An 18986-nucleotide genomic window follows, 5' to 3' on the forward strand; every position below is an offset into this window, starting at 1 on the left:
TGACTCCTTCAGCTAGCCGCGGAACTTCGCGCCGTCCCAGTTGGCCGACCCCATGGTCGACTGCAACTGGCTGGTCTGCTCGGAGTGGTACGTGTCGTAGAGCTGGCCGGCGGATCCCACCCGACTCTTGATGTCGTTGAGCGCCTTGTTCAGGTCGGCCATCGCCGCGTTCCACCGCTGGGTGAGTTGGTCCCAGCTCTGGAACGCCGAACCCTTCCACACCGCCGGCAGTGGTTCAATGGCGCTGATGAATGATCTTGCCTGGCTGTTGAGCGCCGCGACCGACGTGTCGAGGTTGGACGAGTGCTGGTTGACGGAGTTGTCCGTGATCGAAAACTTGGTGCCCACAGAGGCCTCCCCTGCTGTGCGACATTCCCTCGACCCAACACAGCACATCGATTGGCCAATGTCACTGACTTAGTCAATCTTCTGCACCAATCGGCAAGCCAGGGTAAGGATCATGTAACGGGTGTCGGCGGCGAGGAGCGGCCAGCGCAGCACTCCGCCGCCGCGCAACGCCGGGTCGTCGGGGAGCACGAGAGCGCCGTCGTCGACGGGAGCGGCCGGGCGACCACCGGGGGCGGTGGCCCCGTCCCGCCGGACCCGCACGTCGACCGCCACCTCCTCGACCGGGCGGGGTAGCAGCGGGGCGATCCAGGAGCGGCACCGGGCCGACTTCTGGGCGTGCCCGGGACCGTCGGGCAGCACGATCACCACCTGATCGGCCCGGGTCAGCACGGCGGGCACGACCGGGTCGGAGGTCAGCGGCGGGGTGTCGACCACGCGGGTCGGGAACCACCGGGCCAGGGCAGTCGTCGCCGGGGCGTACTCGACGTCGGTCAGCGGCCGGTCCGTGCCGGCCGGGTCGGCGGCCAGCAGCATCGGCCCCTCGCCGAGGGTGAGCTGTTCCCGCAGCCAGCGGCGCCCGACCGCGCCCGGGCGCGCACCCGCGTCACCCCGTACACCAAGGGCGGTCAACACGGCAGTGGTCGACCCGCCGGGCCGGGTGGCCAACCGACGGTGCAGGCCCCCGCCGTGGCCGGTCTCCACCGCGAGCACCCGGGAGCTCTGGTGACGGGCCAGGGCCAGAGCGAGCAGGGCGGCCACGGTCGACCGGCCGGCTCCCCGATCCGGGCCGACCACGGCGATGACACCCGGCGCGAGCGGTGCGGACAGGGTCGCCGAATGGGTCCACTCGGCCCGCAGCCGCGCGGCGACGCGGGGATCCAGGGCGCGCCACGCCGCCCGACCGGCCGCCCGGAGCAGCGGCCCGGCCGACACCGGGAGGGGCTTTTGTCGGTACTCGGTCATCGACTTCTCCGCATTGACGTTGGTTGCTAGCCTGGCTTCGGTGACGGGAGGCGTGATGACCTACGTCCAGTATCCATACGCGACGCTGGTGAGCCTGGGAAGGAATCTCACCACCCTGAGCGACAAGCTGGAGTCCGACCAACGGGGCGCGGTCGACTGCGGCGGGCTGGCTGACGACCACGGCGACATCCAGAATGCGATCTCGGACTTCCGGGGCGAGTGGAAGACCAGCCTGCTGGAGTTGACGAACAACATCGGCACCTGGGGTGAGATATCCGCCGCGATCGGCAAGATGGTCTCGGACTTCGACACCCAGACCGCAGCGGCGCTGCGGCCGAAGGAAGCGTAGGAGTGCGGGTGACCGACATTCTCGATCCACTTCCCGCCTCGGACCTGAAGATCAATTCCCACGCGCCGCATCCGCCGTTTCCCTGGACGGCCGCGATTCCGTCGGACTGGGTCCTGCTGGACACCAATCCGGAGTCCTGGCAGCGCAACGCGGAACGCATCGTCGACGACCGGTTCCACGGACGCCGACTACGGGCCGCCGAGCGACGGGCGGTGCTCGACTTCCTCGAACAACTGGTCGCCGACTGTCAGCGGGCCGGTGCCGCACTCAGCATGGTGCAGCTGGGTCGGATGTCGACCGGCGCGGTCGGCAGCGCGGGGTTGCACCTGGGCTGGTTCGACTCGACCCCGCAACCCGCCGGGCTCGCGCTGGTCCGGCAGAGCCTGTCCCGGACGGGGACGGTCGAGGAGGTGGAGACCCCACGCGGCCCCGGCCTGCTCCACCGGGACGTGGCGTTCACCGTGCCGCCGGGAGCGCTGACCCGGGTGCGATCCACCGTCCTCCAGCTCTACCTGCCCCTGCCGGGCACGACGTGGACGGCCGTGCTGAGCGCGGCGACGCCCCACCCGGAGTTGGAACGCATGCTCGCCGACGCGATCGTCGCGGTGGCCCACGCCATCTCCCCCGCCGACCCCACGAACGCCGCCGAGCCGACGGACGCCACCGACCCCACGGACGCCGTCGAGCCCAGGGCCGGGGCGGACGGAACCGGCGACCCCGGGGACGCCGAAGGTGGCTGACGCCCGGGACCGGGCCGTCGTCGAGGCCCACGCGCTGCGGACGGCCACCGCCACGGCCGCGTTGCTGCACGGCTCGCGCCGGGGTCCCCGCCAACTGCGCCGCCCGTACGCGGCGGTGGTCGCCAGCCTGGTCGTCGGCGCGCTGCTGATGGTCGCGGTCTGGGCGATCAGCACGATCGGGGAACTACTGGCCGAACAGCGTCGCGAGCGGGCCCGGGCCGACCGGGTGACGGCGGTGCCGGTCGTACGGGTTCCCGCGCCCGGGCCGACGGGGTACGCACCACAGCGTCCGCTCTGAGCGGGTCCGCCTCAGCCGGCCGCCCAGGCGAATCCGCCGAAGACCGCGATCACCAACGGCACCAGGCTCACCACCGCGACCACCTCGACCAGGTCGAGGAGCTGTCTCGTCCGGGCGGCCGCCACGTCGTCGAGGCGGGGTCGGCCGGCCCGGAGCAGCACCGCCACGGCCGCCGCACCGCCGGCCACGAGCAGCCAGACCCGGCCCGGTCCCGCCGACGTGAGGAGCCCGACGCCGTCGACCAGCAGGACGGTGGCCACGACCACCGGCACGACGAGCATCGGCACCACCTGGCCCCGGCGGGTGAAGATCCTCGACCGCAGGGCGAACACCAGGCCCAGGACGCCGCCGAGGAGCACCCCGGACGGCACGTCCCCGGTGAGCAGCACCAGAGCCGTCCCGGCCGCCGCTCCGGCGATGCCGGTGACCGTCCCGCGCAGGACCGCCTCACCACGACGGACGGCGGCCTCGACCAGGTGCCGACCGACCCATCGGCTCTCCTCCTGCATGCGCAGCAGTTCGACGAGGCGGGACGAGTCGAGGGCGAGTTGCGGTGCCAGCCCCACCGCGAAGACGGCCAGGACCGCGCCGACCGCCGCCGCGCGCGCCGGGTCGAGGCCGGCGGTCAGCAGGGCGGTGCCGGCCACGCCGAACGAGGCCAGGGTGACGCCTCCGGCGGCGACGCCGTACCAGCGGTCGCCGGTCAGCGCGAGCAGCGCGGTGCCGGCGCCCGCGCCGACGACACCGACCGTGACCTGTGCCGGGGTGTCCCACCCGGCCAGCCGGGCGGCGGTGGTGAGCGCGAGCGCCCACGCGGGGACGGCGGCGGCGACCAGCAGGTGCCCGCCGGAGTCCCGCAGGAGCCGGCCGATCAGGGCCGCCGCGACGGCGACCACGGCGAGCGCGACGGCGGTCTGCGGGGCGGTCGTGGTGCCGGTCTGCGGGGCGGTCGTGGTGGCGAGGACGTAGGTGAGGACCAGCACCACGACACCGGCCAGGGCCGCGCATCCAGCGGCCCGGGCGGCACCGGACCACTCGCTGCCGTCACCGTCGACCGTGCTCTGGACCTCGTCGACCACGTCGTCCACGAACGGCGGGAGCGCGGCCTGCTCGGGTGGGGTGAGGTAGAGGGTCTGGGCGTCGACGACGCCCGCCTCGTCCAGGGAGCGCCGGGGATCCAGGCCGCCGGAGGCCGGAGTGGACAGGGTCCATCGACCGGTCGCCTGTGGCGCGAGGGAGAGCAGGTCGCAGAGCTGGGGCAGCACCTCCACCAGCGGCCGGGCCGCCGGCAGGCTGACGTCGAGGCTACGCCCGTCGGCGACCACCGTGACCCGCGTGAATCGGTTGGCCATCACCCTCCGTCCCGATGCGGTCGGCTCAGAGTGTCCAGCGGTACTACTCTATGAGTTCGGAGCACTACGGTCACCTGGCCGTCGGGTCCGTCGGGCCCGGCCGGAAGGGGTCGCGATGACGCAGCGGGTGGTCCACCGACCGGCCCGGGTGCCGCCACCGGAGCCGGAGCTGACCGTGCTCGACGTGGTCGCGCCGCCCGCGGTGCCCGAGGGGTCGGGCGGCTTCGCCGGCATCATGCAGGTCCTGCTGCCCATCATGGGCGGCGCGGGCATGCTGTTGATGATGATGGCCAACCAGAACCCGGTCATGATGATCGCCGGGTTCGGCATGCTGGCCGCCACGGTCCTCGGCGGGATCGCCGCGTTCGTCGCCCAGCGCACCGGGTCGGCCCGCCGGTTCGCCGTCCAGCGTCGCCGGTACCTGGAATACGTCGACCGGGTACGGGACCAGATCCGGGCGGACGCGGCCACCCAGCGGGCCGCCGCCCGGCACCGGCACCCCTCGCCGGAGGTCCTGCCCGACCTGCTCCGCGACCCGCACCGGCGGTGGGAGCGCCGGCTCGCCGATCCGGACTTCCTGGTGCTGCGGGTCGGGCACGGACAGGACCGGCTGTGGCGTCGGGTCAACCTGCTCGCCGACGAGGACAACCCGATGGTCGAGTTGGATCCGGTGACCCTGGCCGCCGCCCGGTTGGTGGTCGACCGGGACCGGCTGCTGGACGACCTGCCGGTGGCGGTGCCGGTGACCGGCGTGGTCTCCGTCGTCGGCCGCCCCGGCGAGACCCGCAACGTGGTGCGCGCGCTGGTCGCCCAGCTCGCGGTCCTGCACGCCCCCGACGACGTACGGCTGGCGTGGCTGCTCGGCGGCACCGCCGGCCCGGAGTTCGACTGGGTGAAGTGGCTGCCGCACTGCCTGGACCCGGGCGCCTTCGACGGGCCGGCGCCCCGCCGCCTGGTGGCCGCCGACCCGGCCGTGCTGGCCGGTCTGCTCGGCGAGGAACTGGGTCGCCGGATGGCGGAGGTCAACCGGGCCCGTCGGCTCGGGGACCCGAACCACCGGTTCCGGGGCAGCCGGCTGGTGGTGGTGACCGACCAGGTCTCGGCGGGACCGGTCGACCCGCTCGGTCATCTCGACCCCGACCTCTCCCCGGCGGACCTGGGCATCGCCACGGTGGTGCTGGTGACCGACCGGCAGTACGAGCCGTCCCGGGTGGACGTACGGGTGAGCTGTGCCGACGGCCGGGTCACCGTGGAGGACCTGCGACCGCTGCCGGACAGCCGGGCCGACGAGGTGCGGGCCCACCGGGACCGGCTACGGGGTGCCGCCACCGGCACCGCCGACCGGGTGGGCCTGGCGGAGATCGAGGCGCTGGCCCGGCAGGTCTCCCCGTTGCGGCTGGTGGCCGAGTCGGTCGAGGACGCGCCGCTGGAGGCCACCGTCGACCTGCGGGGGCTGCTCGGCGTCGGCGACGAGGCCAGCTTCGACGTGCACGCCCAGTGGGCGCCCCGGCTGCTGCCGGACTTCCTCAAGGTTCCCTTCGGGGTCGGGCCGGCGGGCAACCCGGTGCACCTGGACCTCAAGGAGTCGGCGCTGGGCGGGATGGGGCCGCACGGGCTCTGCGTCGGGGCCACCGGATCCGGCAAGTCGGAGGTGCTGCGGACGTTGGTGCTCACGCTGGCGACGACCCACCCTCCGGAGCGGCTGAGCCTGGTGCTGGTCGACTACAAGGGTGGGGCCACCTTCGCCGGGCTGGAACACCTGCCGCACACCTCGGCGATGATCTCCAACCTCTCCGACGACGCCGGGCTGGTCGACCGGCTCGGCGATGCCGTGCAGGGCGAGATGAAGCGCCGCCAGCAGATCCTGCTCGACGCGGGCCAGTTGGCCAACATCACCGAGTACAACCGGCGGCGGGACGCCGGAGCGCCGCTGGATCCGCTGCCGAACCTGCTGGTGATCATCGACGAGTTCAGCGAGCTGCTCACCGCCAAACCGGACTTCATCGAGTTGTTCATCGCCATCGGCCGGATCGGTCGGTCGATCGGCGTCCACCAACTGCTCGCCTCGCAACGCCTCGAGGAGGGACGGCTGCGCGGGCTGGAGTCGTTCCTGTCGTACCGGCTGGGGTTGCGGACCTTCAACGAGCAGGAGAGCCGGACGGTGCTCGGGGTGCCGGACGCGTACCGGCTGCCGCCGCTGCCGGGCTCCGGCTACCTGAAGGTGGACACCACGGTCTTCGAGCGGTTCAAGGCCGCGTACGTCTCGGGGCCGTACCGTCCGCCGGCCGGTGAGGAGGTGGTCGACGCGCCGCCGGACCCGGCGGTCTTCCTGCTCTACAACCTCGACCGGCGGCCCGGCGGGCCGGCCCCGGTGGAGCCGGCCGCGCCGCCGACCGCGCCGACCACCCTGGACGTGGTGGTCGGCCGGCTCCGCGACAACGGCTCGCAGGCGCACCGCATCTGGCTGCCCCCGCTGCCCGCCTCGCTGCCGCTGGACCGGGTGACCGGGCCCCTGACCGCGGACCCGGCGTACGGGCTGGTGGTGCCGGTGGAGCAGCGGGGCCGGCTGCGGATCCCGCTCGGCCTGGTGGACCGGCCCACCGAGCAGCGGCAGGAGCCGTTCGTGCTGGACATCTCCGGCGGCGGCGGGCACGTCTGCGTGCTCGGGGCGCCGCAGACCGGCAAGTCCACCCTGCTCCGGACGTTGGTCGCCGGCGCGGCGCTGACCCACACCCCGCAGGACGTCGCCTTCTACTGCGTGGACTTCGGCGGCGGGGCGCTGGCGGCGCTGACGCATCTGCCGCACGTGGCTGGGGTGGCCGGGCGGCTGGACCCCGACCGGGTCCGCCGCACGGTCACGGAGGTCAGCATGCTGATGGCCGAACGTGAGGAACTCTTCGCCGCCCGGGGCATCGACTCGACCGACACCATGCGGCAGATGCACCGGGAAGGCCGGCTGCCGGAGCTGGCCGCCGCCGACATCGTCCTGGTCGTCGACAACTACCCGGTTCTCAAGAGCGAGTTCGAGGACCTCGCCGACGTCGTGCAGGACATCGGCGCGCGGGGCCTGGGTTACGCGGTGCACCTGGTGCTGACCGCCGGGCGCTGGGCGGACCTGCGGATGCAGTTGCAGGCCGTCATCGGATCGAAAATCGAGTTCCGGCTGAACGACCCGCTGGACTCGACGATCAAACGGAAGGCGGCGGAGAACCTCCGGTCGGACACCCCCGGCCGGTGCCTGACCCAGGACGCCCTGATGGCGCACGTCGCGCTGCCCCGCGTCGACGGCAGCGACGACGTGGCCACCCTCCAGAAGGGACTGGACGACCTGGTCTCCCAGGTGGCGACGGCCTGGACCGGACCGCCCGCCCCGGCGATCCGGATGCTCCCGGCCCGGGTGGACTACGCCGAGGTGACCGACGCCGCGCCGGGCGACGGCCGGATCCGGTTGGGTCTGGACGAGGCGGAGCTGCGCCCCACCCTGCTGGACCTCCTCGGCACCGACCCGCACCTGCTCGTCTTCGGGGACTCGGCCAGCGGCAAGACCTCGTTGCTGCGGCTGCTGGTACGGGACCTGACCGCGCAGTTCACCGACGACCAGGTGGTCTTCGCCGTCGTCGACCTGCGCCGCACCCTGCTCGACGCGGTCCCCGAGCCGTACCTCGGCGCGTACGCGGGGACGGCGACCGCCGCCCAGGGCCTGGTGCACGGAGTCGCCGGGGAGGTCCGCAGACGGCTGCCGCCGGACGACCTGACCGTCGCCCAGCTGCGGAGCCGCTCGTGGTGGCAGGGGCCGGAGATCGTCGTACTCTGCGACGACTACGACCTGCTCGGCGGGGCGGGCGCCGGGCTGCTCGCGCCGTTCCTGGAGTTCCTGCCGCAGTCGAGGGACCTCGGCTTCCACCTGGTGGTCGCGCGGCACAGCGGGGGCGCCGGCCGGGCGGTCCACGAGCCGGTGCCGCAGCGGATGAGGGAGGTGGGCTGCGCGGGTCTGCTGCTCTCCGGGGAACGACAGGAGGGGCAGTTGTGGCCGCAGAGCTACCTCTCCGTCCAGCCGCCGGGCCGGGGCCGGCTGGTCCGGCGCAACCGGCGGCCCGTCCTGGTGCAGCTCGCGTACGTGGAGTAGTCCGGCTGGCGGGTCGGCGGTGGCCGGTGGTCACCGCGAGGACGACCGGTGCCGGGGGCCGGCGGCGGGTAAACCGGTCGCCCCGGGTCCGGAGAGCGGTCATGATCAGCACCATGGACCGCCCGTACCGCGAGATCCGGGCCGGGTACGGCCCGGAGACGATCACCGTCTACCAGGCGTACGCCCCGGCGGTCGCCGGACCCGCGCTGCGGCACGGCCGCTTCGTCGCACCGTTCAAACGCGAGCGGATGACATGGATCAAGCCGTCGTTCCGCTGGATGATGTACCGCTGCGGCTGGGGCGCCAAGCCGGACCAGGAGTGCGTGCTCGCCATCGACATCAGCCGGGCCGGGTTCGAGTGGGCGTTGGCCAACTCGTGCCTGAGCCACCACGACCCCGACCGGTACCCCGACCGCGCGGCCTGGTCCCATCGGCTCCGGCGCAGCCCCGTCCGGGTGCAGTGGGACCCGGAACGTGACCTGGACCTGCGTCCGCTGCCCCACCGTTCGCTCCAGGTCGGCCTCTCCGGTGTGGCCGTCGACCGGTACGTCGACGACTGGATCGTGGACATCCGCGACGTCACCCCCACCGCCCATGCCGTACGGGCCAGGCTGGTCGAGGGGGACCGGGCGGGGGCGCGGTCGTTGCTGCCCGACGAACGTCCGTACCCGCTGCCCGCCGACGTGGCCGCCCACATCGGAGCGTCGACGGACGACTGACGGACCCGGCCGCGCGGCCCGACCGGTCGCCGCCACGACGCCCCGGGGCAGCGGGACGGGGCTCGGTGACGACCGGGGACAGGGCGGCGGTAGCCTTGCGCCGCGTCATGCCGTGGGACATCCGTTGGCGTGACGCCCGCGATCGTACGGAGGGTGGCGCATGTCTCACGGCGAGGAGCCGTTCGCACTACGCGATGTCATGATCTCGCGGCCGAGTTTCGAACTCGCGCTGCGCGGCTACGACAAACGACAGGTGGACCGGTACGTCGAACAGGTCGACGCCGAGATCGCGGCACTGGCGGGTGCCCGCGACCGCGCCTCCGGCCAGCTCCAGTCCCTGGCGGCGCAGCTCCAGCACATGCAGACGGAGCTGGTCGAGCTGCGCCAGCGACCGGCCCAGGTGGACCGTGCCTCCTTCCGTGACCTGGGCCCGATGGTCGACCAGATCCTGGCCTTGGCGGAGAAGCAGGCCGAGGCGATCACCGAGGCGGCCACCGCGCGGGTGTCCGGGTTGGAGGCGGAGGCGGAGCGGGTCCTCACCGAGGCCCGGGAACAGGCGAACCAGCGGCTGCACGACCTCGAGGAGGAGCTGTCCAGCCGGCGGGCGGAGCAGGAGAAGGCCCACGAGGAGAGGGCGGCCGCCGCCCAGGCCGAACTCGCCGAGATCCGCGAGTTGGCGCAGCGGTTGCGTGCCGAGGGCGAGGCCGCGCACGAACGCGCCCAGCAGGACGCGCAGCGAATCAACGAGCAGACCGCACAGCAGGTCGAACGGACCCGGGCCGAGGCCGAGGCGCTGCTGGAGGCCGCCCGTACGCAGATCCAGCAGGAGGTGCACGCGGCCCGCGCGCAGACCCAGCAGGAACTGGCCCAGTGGCAGGCCGGGGTGGAGCGGGAGATCGAGGAACGGCGTGCCGCCGCGGAGCAGGAACTCACCGAGCACCGCGCGGCGGCCGAGCAGGAGCTGACCCGACAGCGGACCACGGCCGAGCAGAAGATCGCCACGCTCGTCACCGAGGCCCAGCAGTACGCGACCAAACTGCGCCAGCACGCCGACGAGCAGGCCGCCGTCCACCAGCAGCAGGTCACCGCCGTGCAGCAGGAGATCCGTGAGCGGCGACAGGCCCTGGCCCAGCTCCAGAGCGAGCTGGACGCCGCCCAGCAGCACCTGGCGCAGTCGCGCCAGGAGGCGGGCGGGGTGGAACGCGAGGTGGTCCAGCTCCAGCAGCGGCTCACCGAGACCCGTCAGGAGCTCGCCGGTGAGTTGGGCCGGCTGGACGAGGTGCGGCAGGCGGCCGAATCCGCCGAACGCCACGCCAAGGACGTGCGGGCCCGGGTGCAGCGCGAGGCGAAGCGGGTCGCCGACCTGGCTGCGGCGGCCGTGATGGCCGCCGCCGCTGGCGGCGCCCCGACCAGCGAGTACCCGCAGGTCGCGCCCCGCGCGGCGGCCAACGGCGCCCACCCGGCCACCGATCCGACCGGCGGCAAGGTCGGCGCGGGCGCCTGAGCGGACACGGCGGGCGGCGGGTCACCGCCCGCCGTGTCCGCCCACCCGGGCACCGGAGCCGCAGGTGGGGCAGCACACCGGCCGTGATCCGCTTCGGACCGGCCCGGCCTGGGTAGACCTGGGGTATGGGAACGTTGCGGACGTCGCCACCACCGCCCCGGGCGGTGGAGCTGCGGCGCTGGATGCTGTGCCACCCGCAGGACCTGCGTGCCCTCCGGGCGTCGCTGCACGAGGCGCTGACCGGTGACGACCTGGTCGACGGGGCACGTCTCGACGAGGTGCCGGAGCTGGTCGTGCTGGTCGCCACCGAACTGGCGACCAACGCGCTGCGGCACGGGCTGCCGCCGACGATCGTCACTCTTTCGGCCTCGGAGGGGTGTTTCTACCTGGACGTGGCCGACCACGACCTGAGCACGGTTCCGGAGTTGGTCGACTTCCAGCCGACCGGCTCGGGCGGTCGGGGCCTCCAACTCGCGCTCGCCCTGTCTCTGGACGTCGGCTGGTACGCCACCGACACCACCAAGCACATCTGGGCGTCGTTCGACCGCTGACCGGTCGCCACCGGCCTGGGAGCCCGGCGGAGCGGTGACGGGAAGAATGCGGGAAGCGCCCGGTGAGTGGCGACCGTCAGTCTTGTGTGCCAGCGCCTCGCGGAGGCGGCTGCACATGGGTCGGACGACACGAGGAGCGCTCCCGGTGAACCCCTTCGACGACGAGAACGCCCAGTTCAAGGTCCTGGTGAACGACGAGGGCCAGTACTCCGTCTGGCCGGCGTTCGCGGAGGTGCCCGCCGGGTGGACGGTGTGCCTGACCGACTCCCCCCGCAGCGAGTGCCTGGCCTACGTCGAGGCGAACTGGGTCGACATGCGGCCCCGCAGCCTGGTCGAGGCGATGCGGGCGGGCGACGCGCGGTGACGGTGAGCCCCACGGCCGCCGACGTCGATCTGCGCGGCGGCGAGCTCTTCGCGTTCCTCAGCTCACCGCAGGCCGACACCATGAACTTCCTCAACGAGATCGCGCTGCGGTTCCCCGACGCCGTCTCGTTCGCCGCCGGCCGGCCGCACGAGGGCTTCTTCAGCGTCGACCTGATCCGACGGTACCTCGACACGTACACCGAGCACCTGCTGCGCGCGTACGACGGGGACGAGGTACGGGTGTGCCAGGACCTGCTCCAGTACGGCCGGACCAAGGGCCTCATCCACGACCTGGTCGCCCGGAGTCTCTCCGTCGACGAGGGCATCGAGGTCGACCCCGAGTCGATCGTGGTGACCGTGGGCGCGCAGGAGGGGCTCTACCTGGTGCTGCGGGCCCTGCGCCGCACGCCCGGGGACGTGGTCCTGGCGGTCCAGCCCGGTTACGTCGGGCTCACCGGCGCGGCGGAGCTGGTGGACATGCCGGTACGGCCGGTGCGCGGCGGCCCCGAGGGCGTGGACCTGACCGACCTGGGCGGCACGCTGCGTGCGGCGCGGGCCGAGGGGCTGACCCCCCGGGCGTTGTACCTGAACACCGACTTCGCCAACCCGACCGGCAGCAGCATGAGCCGGACGGCCCGCGAGGAGCTGCTGCGCACCGCCGAGGACGAGGGCATCCTCCTGATCGAGGACAACCCGTACGGCATCTTCGGCCCGGACCGGGCGGGCCCGCCGACGTTGAAGGCGCTGGACCGCTCGCGCCGGGTGGTGTACGTGGGCTCGTTCGCCAAGTCCGGCTTCCCCGGCGCGCGGGTCGGGTACGTCGTCGCCGACCAGCGGGTCGACCGGGACGGACGCCAGGAGTCGCTCGCCGACCAGCTCGCCCGGCTGAAGAGCATGTTGACGGTCAACACCTCCCCGATCGGGCAGGCCGTGATCGGCGGGAAGCTGCTGGAGAACGGGTTCAGCATGCGCGCCGCCAACAAGCGGGAGATCGACGTCTACCAGCGCAACCTCCGGCAAATCCTGGACGGTCTCGCCGGCCACTTCCCGGCCGGCAGCCGGCCGGAGGTCACCTGGAACTCCCCGGACGGCGGGTTCTTCCTGCTGCTGAACGTGCCCTTCGAGGCCGGTGACGACGTCCTGGAACGGTCCGCGCGGGAGCACGGGGTGCTGTGGACCCCGATCCACCACTTCCACGGCGACGGTCGGCCGCGCCGGCAGATCCGGTTGTCCTTCAGCCACCTGAGCCCGGCCGAGATCGACGAGGGCCTGCGCCGCCTCGCCGGCTTCGTCCGGTCCTGACCTGCGGCGTCCCCCGCAGCCTTCCGCAGCCCGTCGCGTCTCCCCGCACCCCCGCACACCCGAAAGAGAGCAGTCTGATGGTCCCGTTGTCGTTCGCGCAGCGTCGGTTGTGGTTCCTGGACCGGTTGGAGGGACCGTCGGCGACGTACAACATCCCGGTGGTGACCCGCGTGCGGGACCGGATCGACGCCACGGCGTTGGAGGCCGCCGTGACCGACGTGGTGGGCCGCCACGACATCCTGCGGACGGTCTACGTGGAGGTCGACGGGGAGCCGGTCCAGCGGGTCCTGCCGGTGACCGAGGCGCGGGTGGACTTCGCCCACGCGGTGCTGTCGGCGGACGAGGCCGACGCCGCCGTGACCCGGACGTGCGCGCGTCCGTTCGATCTGGCCGCCGAGTTGCCGCTGCGGGTGCGGCTGTTCACCGTCGCCGAGCGGGACCACCTGCTCGTGATCTCGTTGCACCACATCGCCGGGGACGGGACGTCGATGGGGCCGCTGAGCCAGGACCTCTCGACCGCCTACGCCGCGCGTACCGCCGGCCGCGCTCCCGAGTGGGAGCCGCTCCCCGTGCAGTACGCCGACTACAGCCAGTGGCAGCGGGCCCTGCTGGGCTCCGAGGACGACCCGGACAGCAAGATCAGCCGTCAGCTCGACTACTGGGGTACGGCGTTGGCGGGGCTGCCCGAGGAGTTGCCGCTGCCCGCCGACCACCCCCGCCCACCGCAGGCGTCCTACCGGGCCGGACGCGTCGACCTCACCATCGACCCGGCCACCCACGACGCGCTGCGCGCCGTCGCCCGCCAGCACGACGCCACCCTCTTCATGGTCGTCCAAGCCGCCATCGCCACCCTCCTCACCCGACTGGGTTGCGGCACCGACATCCCGCTGGGCACCGTCGTCGCCGGACGCACCGACGACACCCTCGACCACCTCATCGGCTTCTTCGTCAACACCCTCGTCCTGCGCACCGACACCACCGGCGACCCCACCTTCACCGACCTGATCAGCCGGGTCCGCGACACCGACCTCAGCGCCTACGACCACCAGGACCTCCCCTTCCAACGCCTCGTCGAACACCTCCAGCCCGCGCGCTCGCTCGCCCGGCACCCGCTGTTCCAGATCGCCTTCGCGGTGGACCGGGGGCTCGTCCTGGAGATGGACGGGCTGGACGTGGTGGCGGAGAAGGCGCCGTTCGAGACGGCGAAGTTCGACGTGTTCTTCGGGTTCGTCTCGCGGGACGGGACCAGTGAGCTGGAGCTGACCGTCACGTACGCGAAGGACCTCTTCACCCGGGCCGGCGCGGAGGCGCTGGGGCGGCGACTGGTGGCGGTGCTGGAGCAGGTCGCCGCCGACCCGGGACGACGACTGGGGTCCACGGACATCCTGGCCGCCGAGGAACGCCGCCAGGTTCTGGAGGGTTTCCAGCGGGCCACGCCCCGGGTGCCGTGCGAGACCCTTCCGGCGCTCTTCGGCCGGCAGGTCCGGCAGCACCCGGACGCCGTCGCGGTGGTCCATGGTGGCGTGGAGATCACGTACCGGGAGCTCGATGTGCGGGCCAACCGGCTCGCCCACCACCTGATGGGTCAGGGGGTCGGACCGGACGTCCCGGTGACGGTGTCGATGAGCCGGTCACTGGACCTGGTCACGGTCCTGGTGGCGATCAGCAAGGCGGGTGGCTGCTACGTACCGCTGGACCCGGCGTACCCGACCGCCCGCAAGGAGTACGTGCTGCGGGACACGGCACCGCCGGTGGTCCTCGTCGACGACCCCGGCCTCCTGCCCGAGGTCACGGCGGCGAAGCTCCTGGTCGTGGGCGAGGACCTGTGGCGCGAGGTGGCCACCCTGCCCGACACCGACCCGCAGCCGCCGCTGCACCTGGACAACGCGGCATATGTGATCTACACGTCGGGGTCGACGGGTGCGCCGAAGGGTGTGACGGTCACGCACCGGGGCATCAGCCGGCTGGCCCACCGCTACCAGCGGGACTTCGAGGTCCGCCCCGGCAGTCACGTCCTCCAGATCGCCTCGATCGGCTTCGACGGCTCGGTCTGGGAGATGCTCATGGCCCTGCTCGCCGGCGGCGCCGTCGTCCCCTTCGCCCCGGAACAGCTCCTCACCGCCGGTACCGGCCACGACCTGGTCCGCCGGACCACCCACGTCACCGTCACCCCGTCCCTGCTGGCGTCCCTGCCAGCCGGCACGATCCCCGCCGGGGCGATGGTGATCACCGCGAGCGAGGCGTGTCCGCAGTGGCTGGTCGACACCTGGTCCGTCGACTACCGCCTGGTCAACTCCTACGGCCCCACCGAGGTCACCGTCTGCGCCAGCGGCGGACCCCTACCCGCCGGGCAACCCGTCACCATCGGCGTCCCGGTCGCCAACACCGACCTCTACGTCCTCGACGGATCGTTGCAGCCCGTGCCGGTGGGCGTGCCGGGCGAGCTCTACGTCGCCGGCCCGGGTCTGGCCCGGGGGTACGTGAAACGGGCCGCCCTGACCGCTGCCCGGTTCGTCGCCGATCCGTACGGCCCGGCCGGCACCCGCATGTACCGCACCGGCGACCTAGTCCAATGGGACACCACCGGCCACCTCCACTTCCTCGGCCGCACCGACGACCAAGTCAAGATCCGCGGCTTCCGCATCGAACTCGGCGAAATCGAAACCACCCTCACCGCACGCCACGACATCCACCACGCCGCCGTCATCGTCCGCGAAGACCAACCCGGCGACAAACGCCTCGTCGCCTACCTCGTCCCCACCGACAACGACACCACCGTGAACCTGGCCGCCCTCCGTCGGGATCTCGGCGCACAGCTACCGGACTACATGGTCCCCACCGCCTACGTGACCATGAACGCCCTCCCCATGACCGCGAACGGGAAACTCGACCGCGCGGTCCTACCCGCCCCCACCCACACCACCACCAGCACCCACGCCGCGCCCCGCAACGCCCGACAAACCGTGCTCTGCCAACTCTTCGCCGCCGTCCTCGGCCAACCCGAAATCGGCACCACCGACAACTTCTTCGACCTCGGCGGCCACTCCCTCCTCGCCACCCGCCTCGTCAACCGCATCCGCGGCACCCTCGGCGTCGAACTCAGCGTCCGCCACCTCTTCGAAAACCCCACCGTCGCCACCCTCGAACCACACCTGACCACGGGCTCGTCGCGTCCCCCGGTCAGCGCGGTGGAGAGTCGTCCGGACCCGCTGCCGCTCTCGTTCGCCCAGCGCCGGTTGTGGTTCCTGCACGGGGTGGAGGGTCCGTCGGCGACGTACAACGTGCCGGTCACCACCCGCCTGCACGGCACCGTGGACGTCGACGCCCTCCGCGCCGCCGTCGACGACCTGGTCAACCGACACGAAATCCTCCGCACCCTCTACACCGAAACCGACGGCGAGTCGGTCCAGCGGATCCTCGACCCCGCCCCCGGGATCGCCACGTTCGCCCACCACCAGACTCCCGCCGAGCAGGCCGAACAGCTCCTCGCCACCGCCTCGGCACACCCCTTCGACCTCACCCGCGAGGCACCGCTCGCCGTCCACCTCATCACCACCGGCGAACAGGACCACCTCCTGCTGGTGAACCTGCACCACATCGCCGGCGACGGCGCCTCCATGACACCCCTCGCCCGCGACCTCGCCACCGCCTACACCGCCCGACTCGCGGGCCACGCCCCCGACTGGGAACCCCTCCCCGTCCAGTACGCCGACTACACCCTCTGGCAGCAGGCACTACTCGGTGCCGACGACGACCCGGACAGCGAGATCAGCCGCCAACTGCGCTACTGGGGCACCACGTTGGCCGGACTGCCCGACGAACTGGCGCTGCCCGCCGACCACCCCCGCCCACCGCAGGCCACCTACCGGGCCGGACGCGTCGACCTCACCATCGACCCCACCACCCACACCGCACTGCGCGCCGTCGCCCGCCAGCACGACGCCACCCTCTTCATGGTCGTCCAAGCCGCCATCGCCACCCTCCTCACCCGACTCGGCGCCGGCACCGACATCCCCCTCGGCACCGTCGTCGCCGGACGCACCGACGACACCCTCGACCACCTCATCGGCTTCTTCGTCAACACCCTCGTCCTCCGCACCGACACCACCGGCGACCCCACCTTCACCGACCTGATCAGCCGGGTCCGCGACACCGACCTCACCGCCTACGACCACCAAGACCTCCCCTTCCAACGCCTCGTCGAACACCTCCAGCCCACGCGCTCGCTCGCCCGGCACCCGCTGTTCCAGATCGCCCTGTCGCGCGCCGACCGCACCCCCACCACCACTCCCCTACCGGGGCTGGACTGCACGCCGGAACCGACCCGGCTCGCCATCGCCAAGTTCGACCTCGACATCACCGTGGCGGACGAACCGGTCGACGCCGACCTGGACATCACCATCACCTACGCCACGGACCTCTTCGTCCAGGAGACCGTCGAACTGCTCGGGCAGCGCCTCGACGCGATCCTGCGCCAAGTCGCCCGGCAACCCGCCACCCCGATCAGCCGGCTCGACATCCTCACCGCCGCCGAGCGGCAGCAGATGCGGGCCGAGGCTGCCAGCACCGCCACCCCGTCCGTGGCGTGCAGCGTCGTGCGGGCCTTCGACGAGCAGGCCGACCGCACCCCCGACCTGGTCGCCGTCACCGACGGCCACACCACGCTCACCTACACCGACCTGCGGCGACGGTCCGAGGCACTCGCGGCCACGCTCCAGGCCGCAGGGGTGGTCGCCGAGACGCCCGTACCGATGCTCATGCAACGCTCGGTCGACCTCGTGGTGGGCATCCTCGCCGTCCTCAAGGCCGGCGGCGCCTACCTGCCCATCCACACCGCGTACCCGCTGGAACGGATGCGGGCGGTGGCTGCGGACAGCACGTCACCGGTTCTCCTGGTGGATGCCGCGTTCCGCGACCACGAGCTGGTCGCCGGGGAGCGCGCCACGGGCCGGCAGGTGCTGACCTGCGAGCCGGACCCGTCCGTCGACGTCACCGACCTTCCGGACGTCCATCCCGACCAGCTCTGCTACGTGATGTACACGTCCGGCTCCACCGGCGAGCCGAAGGGCATCCAGATCACCCACCAAGGCGTCGTCGACCTCGTCCGCGACCCCAGCTGGGCCATGCACACCAACGACCGCACCCTCCTCCACTCCCCCCACGCCTTCGACGCCTCCACCTGGGAACTCTGGGGACCCCTCCTCGCCGGCGGACAAGTCGTCGTCGCCCCACCCGGCAACCTGGACGCCGCAGCCCTGCAGAACCTGCTCCGCGAGCACCAGATCACCCGGCTCAGCCTCACCGCCGGCCTGTTCCGCGTCGTCGCCGACGAACTGGTGGACGCCTTCGCCGGGCTGACCGAGGTCACCACCGGCGGCGACGTGATCTCCGCCCAAGCCGTCAACCACACCCTGGCCCACTGCCCCACCACCATCGTCCGCACCACGTACGGCCCCACCGAAATGACCCTCTGCGTCACCCAGTACCCCTGGCGACACGGAGAACAAGCCGGCGCCACCGTCCCCCTCGGACACCCCCTCCAGGGCACCCACCTCCACGTCCTCGACCAGCACCTCCAACCCGTCCCCGTGGGTGTCCCCGGAGAGCTCTACCTCGCCGGAGCCGGCACCGCCCGCGGCTACGTCAACCGCCCCGACCTCACCGCCACCCGCTTCGTCGCCAACCCCTACGGACCCCCCGGCGCCCGCATGTACCGCACCGGCGACCTCGCCCGCTGGGACACCCACGGGAACCTGCACTTCCTCGGCCGCACCGACGACCAAGTCAAGATCCGCGGCTTCCGCATCGAACTCGGTGAGATCGAGGCCGCCCTCACCGCGCGCGACGACATCCGCCACGCCGCCGTCATCGCCCGCGAAGACCAACCCGGCGACAAACGCCTCGTCGCCTACCTCGTCCCCACCGACGACGGCAACCCGATCGACCTGGCCCAGCTCCGCCGCGACCTCGGCGCGAAACTGCCCGACTACATGGTCCCCAGCGCCTACGTGACCATGACCGCCCTGCCGATCACCGCCAACGGCAAGCTCGACCGCAACGCCCTGCCCGCTCCGGAACGACACACCACCGTCGAGGACACCCCCCGCACCGCCCGGCAGGACGTGCTCTGCCGACTCTTCGCCGACGTCCTCGGCCTGCCCGACGTCGGCACCGGCGACAACTTCTTCGACCTCGGCGGACACTCCCTCCTCGCCACCCGCCTGGTCAACCGCATCCGCACCACCCTCGGCGTCGAACTCGGCGTCCGCCAACTCTTCGAGAACCCCACCGTCGTCGCTCTCGAACCCCACCTGACCTCGGCCCGGCCCGCCCGTCCCACGCTTCGTGCGCGGTCGACGGGCAGCCGCTGA

At 72.5% G+C, this 18986-nt stretch carries 13 protein-coding genes; 10 read left to right on the forward strand and 3 right to left on the reverse strand.

Features of this window, described 5'->3' with window-relative positions; all coding sequences use genetic code 11:
* Positions 1-12 precede the first annotated feature (12 nt).
* Positions 13-348 (reverse strand): WXG100 family type VII secretion target, encoded by a 336-nt coding sequence (locus tag GA0070618_RS28890; protein ID WP_157749031.1) that lies wholly within the window; start codon positions 346-348, stop codon positions 13-15.
* 69 nt (positions 349-417) lie between these two features.
* Positions 418-1311: a hypothetical protein gene (locus tag GA0070618_RS28895; protein ID WP_088984446.1), complete on the reverse strand. Its 894-nt coding sequence runs from the start codon at positions 1309-1311 to the stop codon at positions 418-420.
* Between the two features lie 55 nt (positions 1312-1366).
* On the opposite strand from GA0070618_RS28895, the gene GA0070618_RS28900 reads away from it, so the two are divergent.
* The 3 genes from GA0070618_RS28900 to GA0070618_RS28910 are packed head-to-tail and all read left to right on the forward strand — an operon-like array spanning position 1367 to position 2698.
* A complete protein-coding gene (locus GA0070618_RS28900; protein ID WP_088984447.1) occupies positions 1367-1660 on the forward strand; it encodes a hypothetical protein in 294 nt (97 codons plus the stop codon).
* Between the two features lie 8 nt (positions 1661-1668).
* Complete coding sequence (locus tag GA0070618_RS28905) at positions 1669-2400, forward strand: hypothetical protein (RefSeq protein WP_143740212.1); 732 nt, start codon at positions 1669-1671, stop codon at positions 2398-2400.
* Positions 2393-2698 (forward strand): hypothetical protein, encoded by a 306-nt coding sequence (locus GA0070618_RS28910; protein WP_088984449.1) that lies wholly within the window; start codon positions 2393-2395, stop codon positions 2696-2698. Before GA0070618_RS28905 ends, GA0070618_RS28910 begins: the two co-directional genes overlap by 8 nt.
* An 11-nt stretch (positions 2699-2709) precedes the next feature.
* Here the strand turns inward: GA0070618_RS28910 and eccD are convergent, their stop codons facing one another.
* Positions 2710-4050 (reverse strand): type VII secretion integral membrane protein EccD, encoded by a 1341-nt coding sequence (gene eccD / locus GA0070618_RS28915; protein ID WP_088984450.1) that lies wholly within the window; start codon positions 4048-4050, stop codon positions 2710-2712.
* A 115-nt stretch (positions 4051-4165) separates the two neighbouring features.
* On the opposite strand from eccD, the gene eccCa reads away from it, so the two are divergent.
* The 7 genes from eccCa (at position 4166) to GA0070618_RS28950 (ending at position 18986) form a co-directional block, all read left to right on the forward strand.
* A complete protein-coding gene (gene eccCa, locus GA0070618_RS28920; protein WP_088984451.1) occupies positions 4166-8176 on the forward strand; it encodes a type VII secretion protein EccCa in 4011 nt (1336 codons plus the stop codon).
* Between the two features lie 113 nt (positions 8177-8289).
* Positions 8290-8895: a DUF4291 domain-containing protein gene (locus GA0070618_RS28925; RefSeq protein WP_088985917.1), complete on the forward strand. Its 606-nt coding sequence runs from the start codon at positions 8290-8292 to the stop codon at positions 8893-8895.
* Positions 8896-9055: 160 nt separating this feature from the next.
* Positions 9056-10399 (forward strand): coiled-coil domain-containing protein, encoded by a 1344-nt coding sequence (locus tag GA0070618_RS28930; protein ID WP_143740211.1) that lies wholly within the window; start codon positions 9056-9058, stop codon positions 10397-10399.
* Between the two features lie 125 nt (positions 10400-10524).
* The gene (locus GA0070618_RS28935; protein WP_088984452.1) at positions 10525-10950 is read left to right on the forward strand and encodes an ATP-binding protein; all 426 of its coding nucleotides are present in this window, start codon (positions 10525-10527) and stop codon (positions 10948-10950) included.
* A gap of 145 nt (positions 10951-11095) precedes the next feature.
* Positions 11096-11314 (forward strand): MbtH family protein, encoded by a 219-nt coding sequence (locus GA0070618_RS28940; protein WP_377655420.1) that lies wholly within the window; start codon positions 11096-11098, stop codon positions 11312-11314.
* A complete protein-coding gene (locus tag GA0070618_RS28945) occupies positions 11311-12615 on the forward strand; it encodes an aminotransferase-like domain-containing protein (RefSeq protein ID WP_231931495.1) in 1305 nt (434 codons plus the stop codon). The genes GA0070618_RS28940 and GA0070618_RS28945 overlap by 4 nt, the downstream gene beginning before the upstream one ends.
* A 77-nt stretch (positions 12616-12692) precedes the next feature.
* Positions 12693-18986, forward strand: coding sequence for a non-ribosomal peptide synthetase (locus GA0070618_RS28950; protein WP_088984454.1), 6294 nt, complete (start codon positions 12693-12695; stop codon positions 18984-18986).

Origin of the sequence: Micromonospora echinospora, from assembly GCF_900091495.1 — a bacterium.
Classification (GTDB): Bacteria; Actinomycetota; Actinomycetes; order Mycobacteriales; family Micromonosporaceae; genus Micromonospora; species Micromonospora echinospora.

Bases quoted from the DNA above. Each gene is read 5' to 3' on its own strand.
- GA0070618_RS28895 (WP_088984446.1), bottom strand. From the start codon at position 1,311: ATGACCGAGTACCGACAAAAGCCCCTCCCGGTGTCGGCCGGGCCGCTG.
- GA0070618_RS28900 (WP_088984447.1), top strand. From the start codon at position 1,367: ATGACCTACGTCCAGTATCCATACGCGACGCTGGTGAGCCTGGGAAGG.
- eccD (WP_088984450.1), bottom strand. From the start codon at position 4,050: ATGGCCAACCGATTCACGCGGGTCACGGTGGTCGCCGACGGGCGTAGC.
- eccCa (WP_088984451.1), top strand. From the start codon at position 4,166: ATGACGCAGCGGGTGGTCCACCGACCGGCCCGGGTGCCGCCACCGGAG.
- GA0070618_RS28925 (WP_088985917.1), top strand. From the start codon at position 8,290: ATGGACCGCCCGTACCGCGAGATCCGGGCCGGGTACGGCCCGGAGACG.
- GA0070618_RS28930 (WP_143740211.1), top strand. From the start codon at position 9,056: ATGTCTCACGGCGAGGAGCCGTTCGCACTACGCGATGTCATGATCTCG.
- GA0070618_RS28935 (WP_088984452.1), top strand. From the start codon at position 10,525: ATGGGAACGTTGCGGACGTCGCCACCACCGCCCCGGGCGGTGGAGCTG.
- GA0070618_RS28950 (WP_088984454.1), top strand. From the start codon at position 12,693: ATGGTCCCGTTGTCGTTCGCGCAGCGTCGGTTGTGGTTCCTGGACCGG.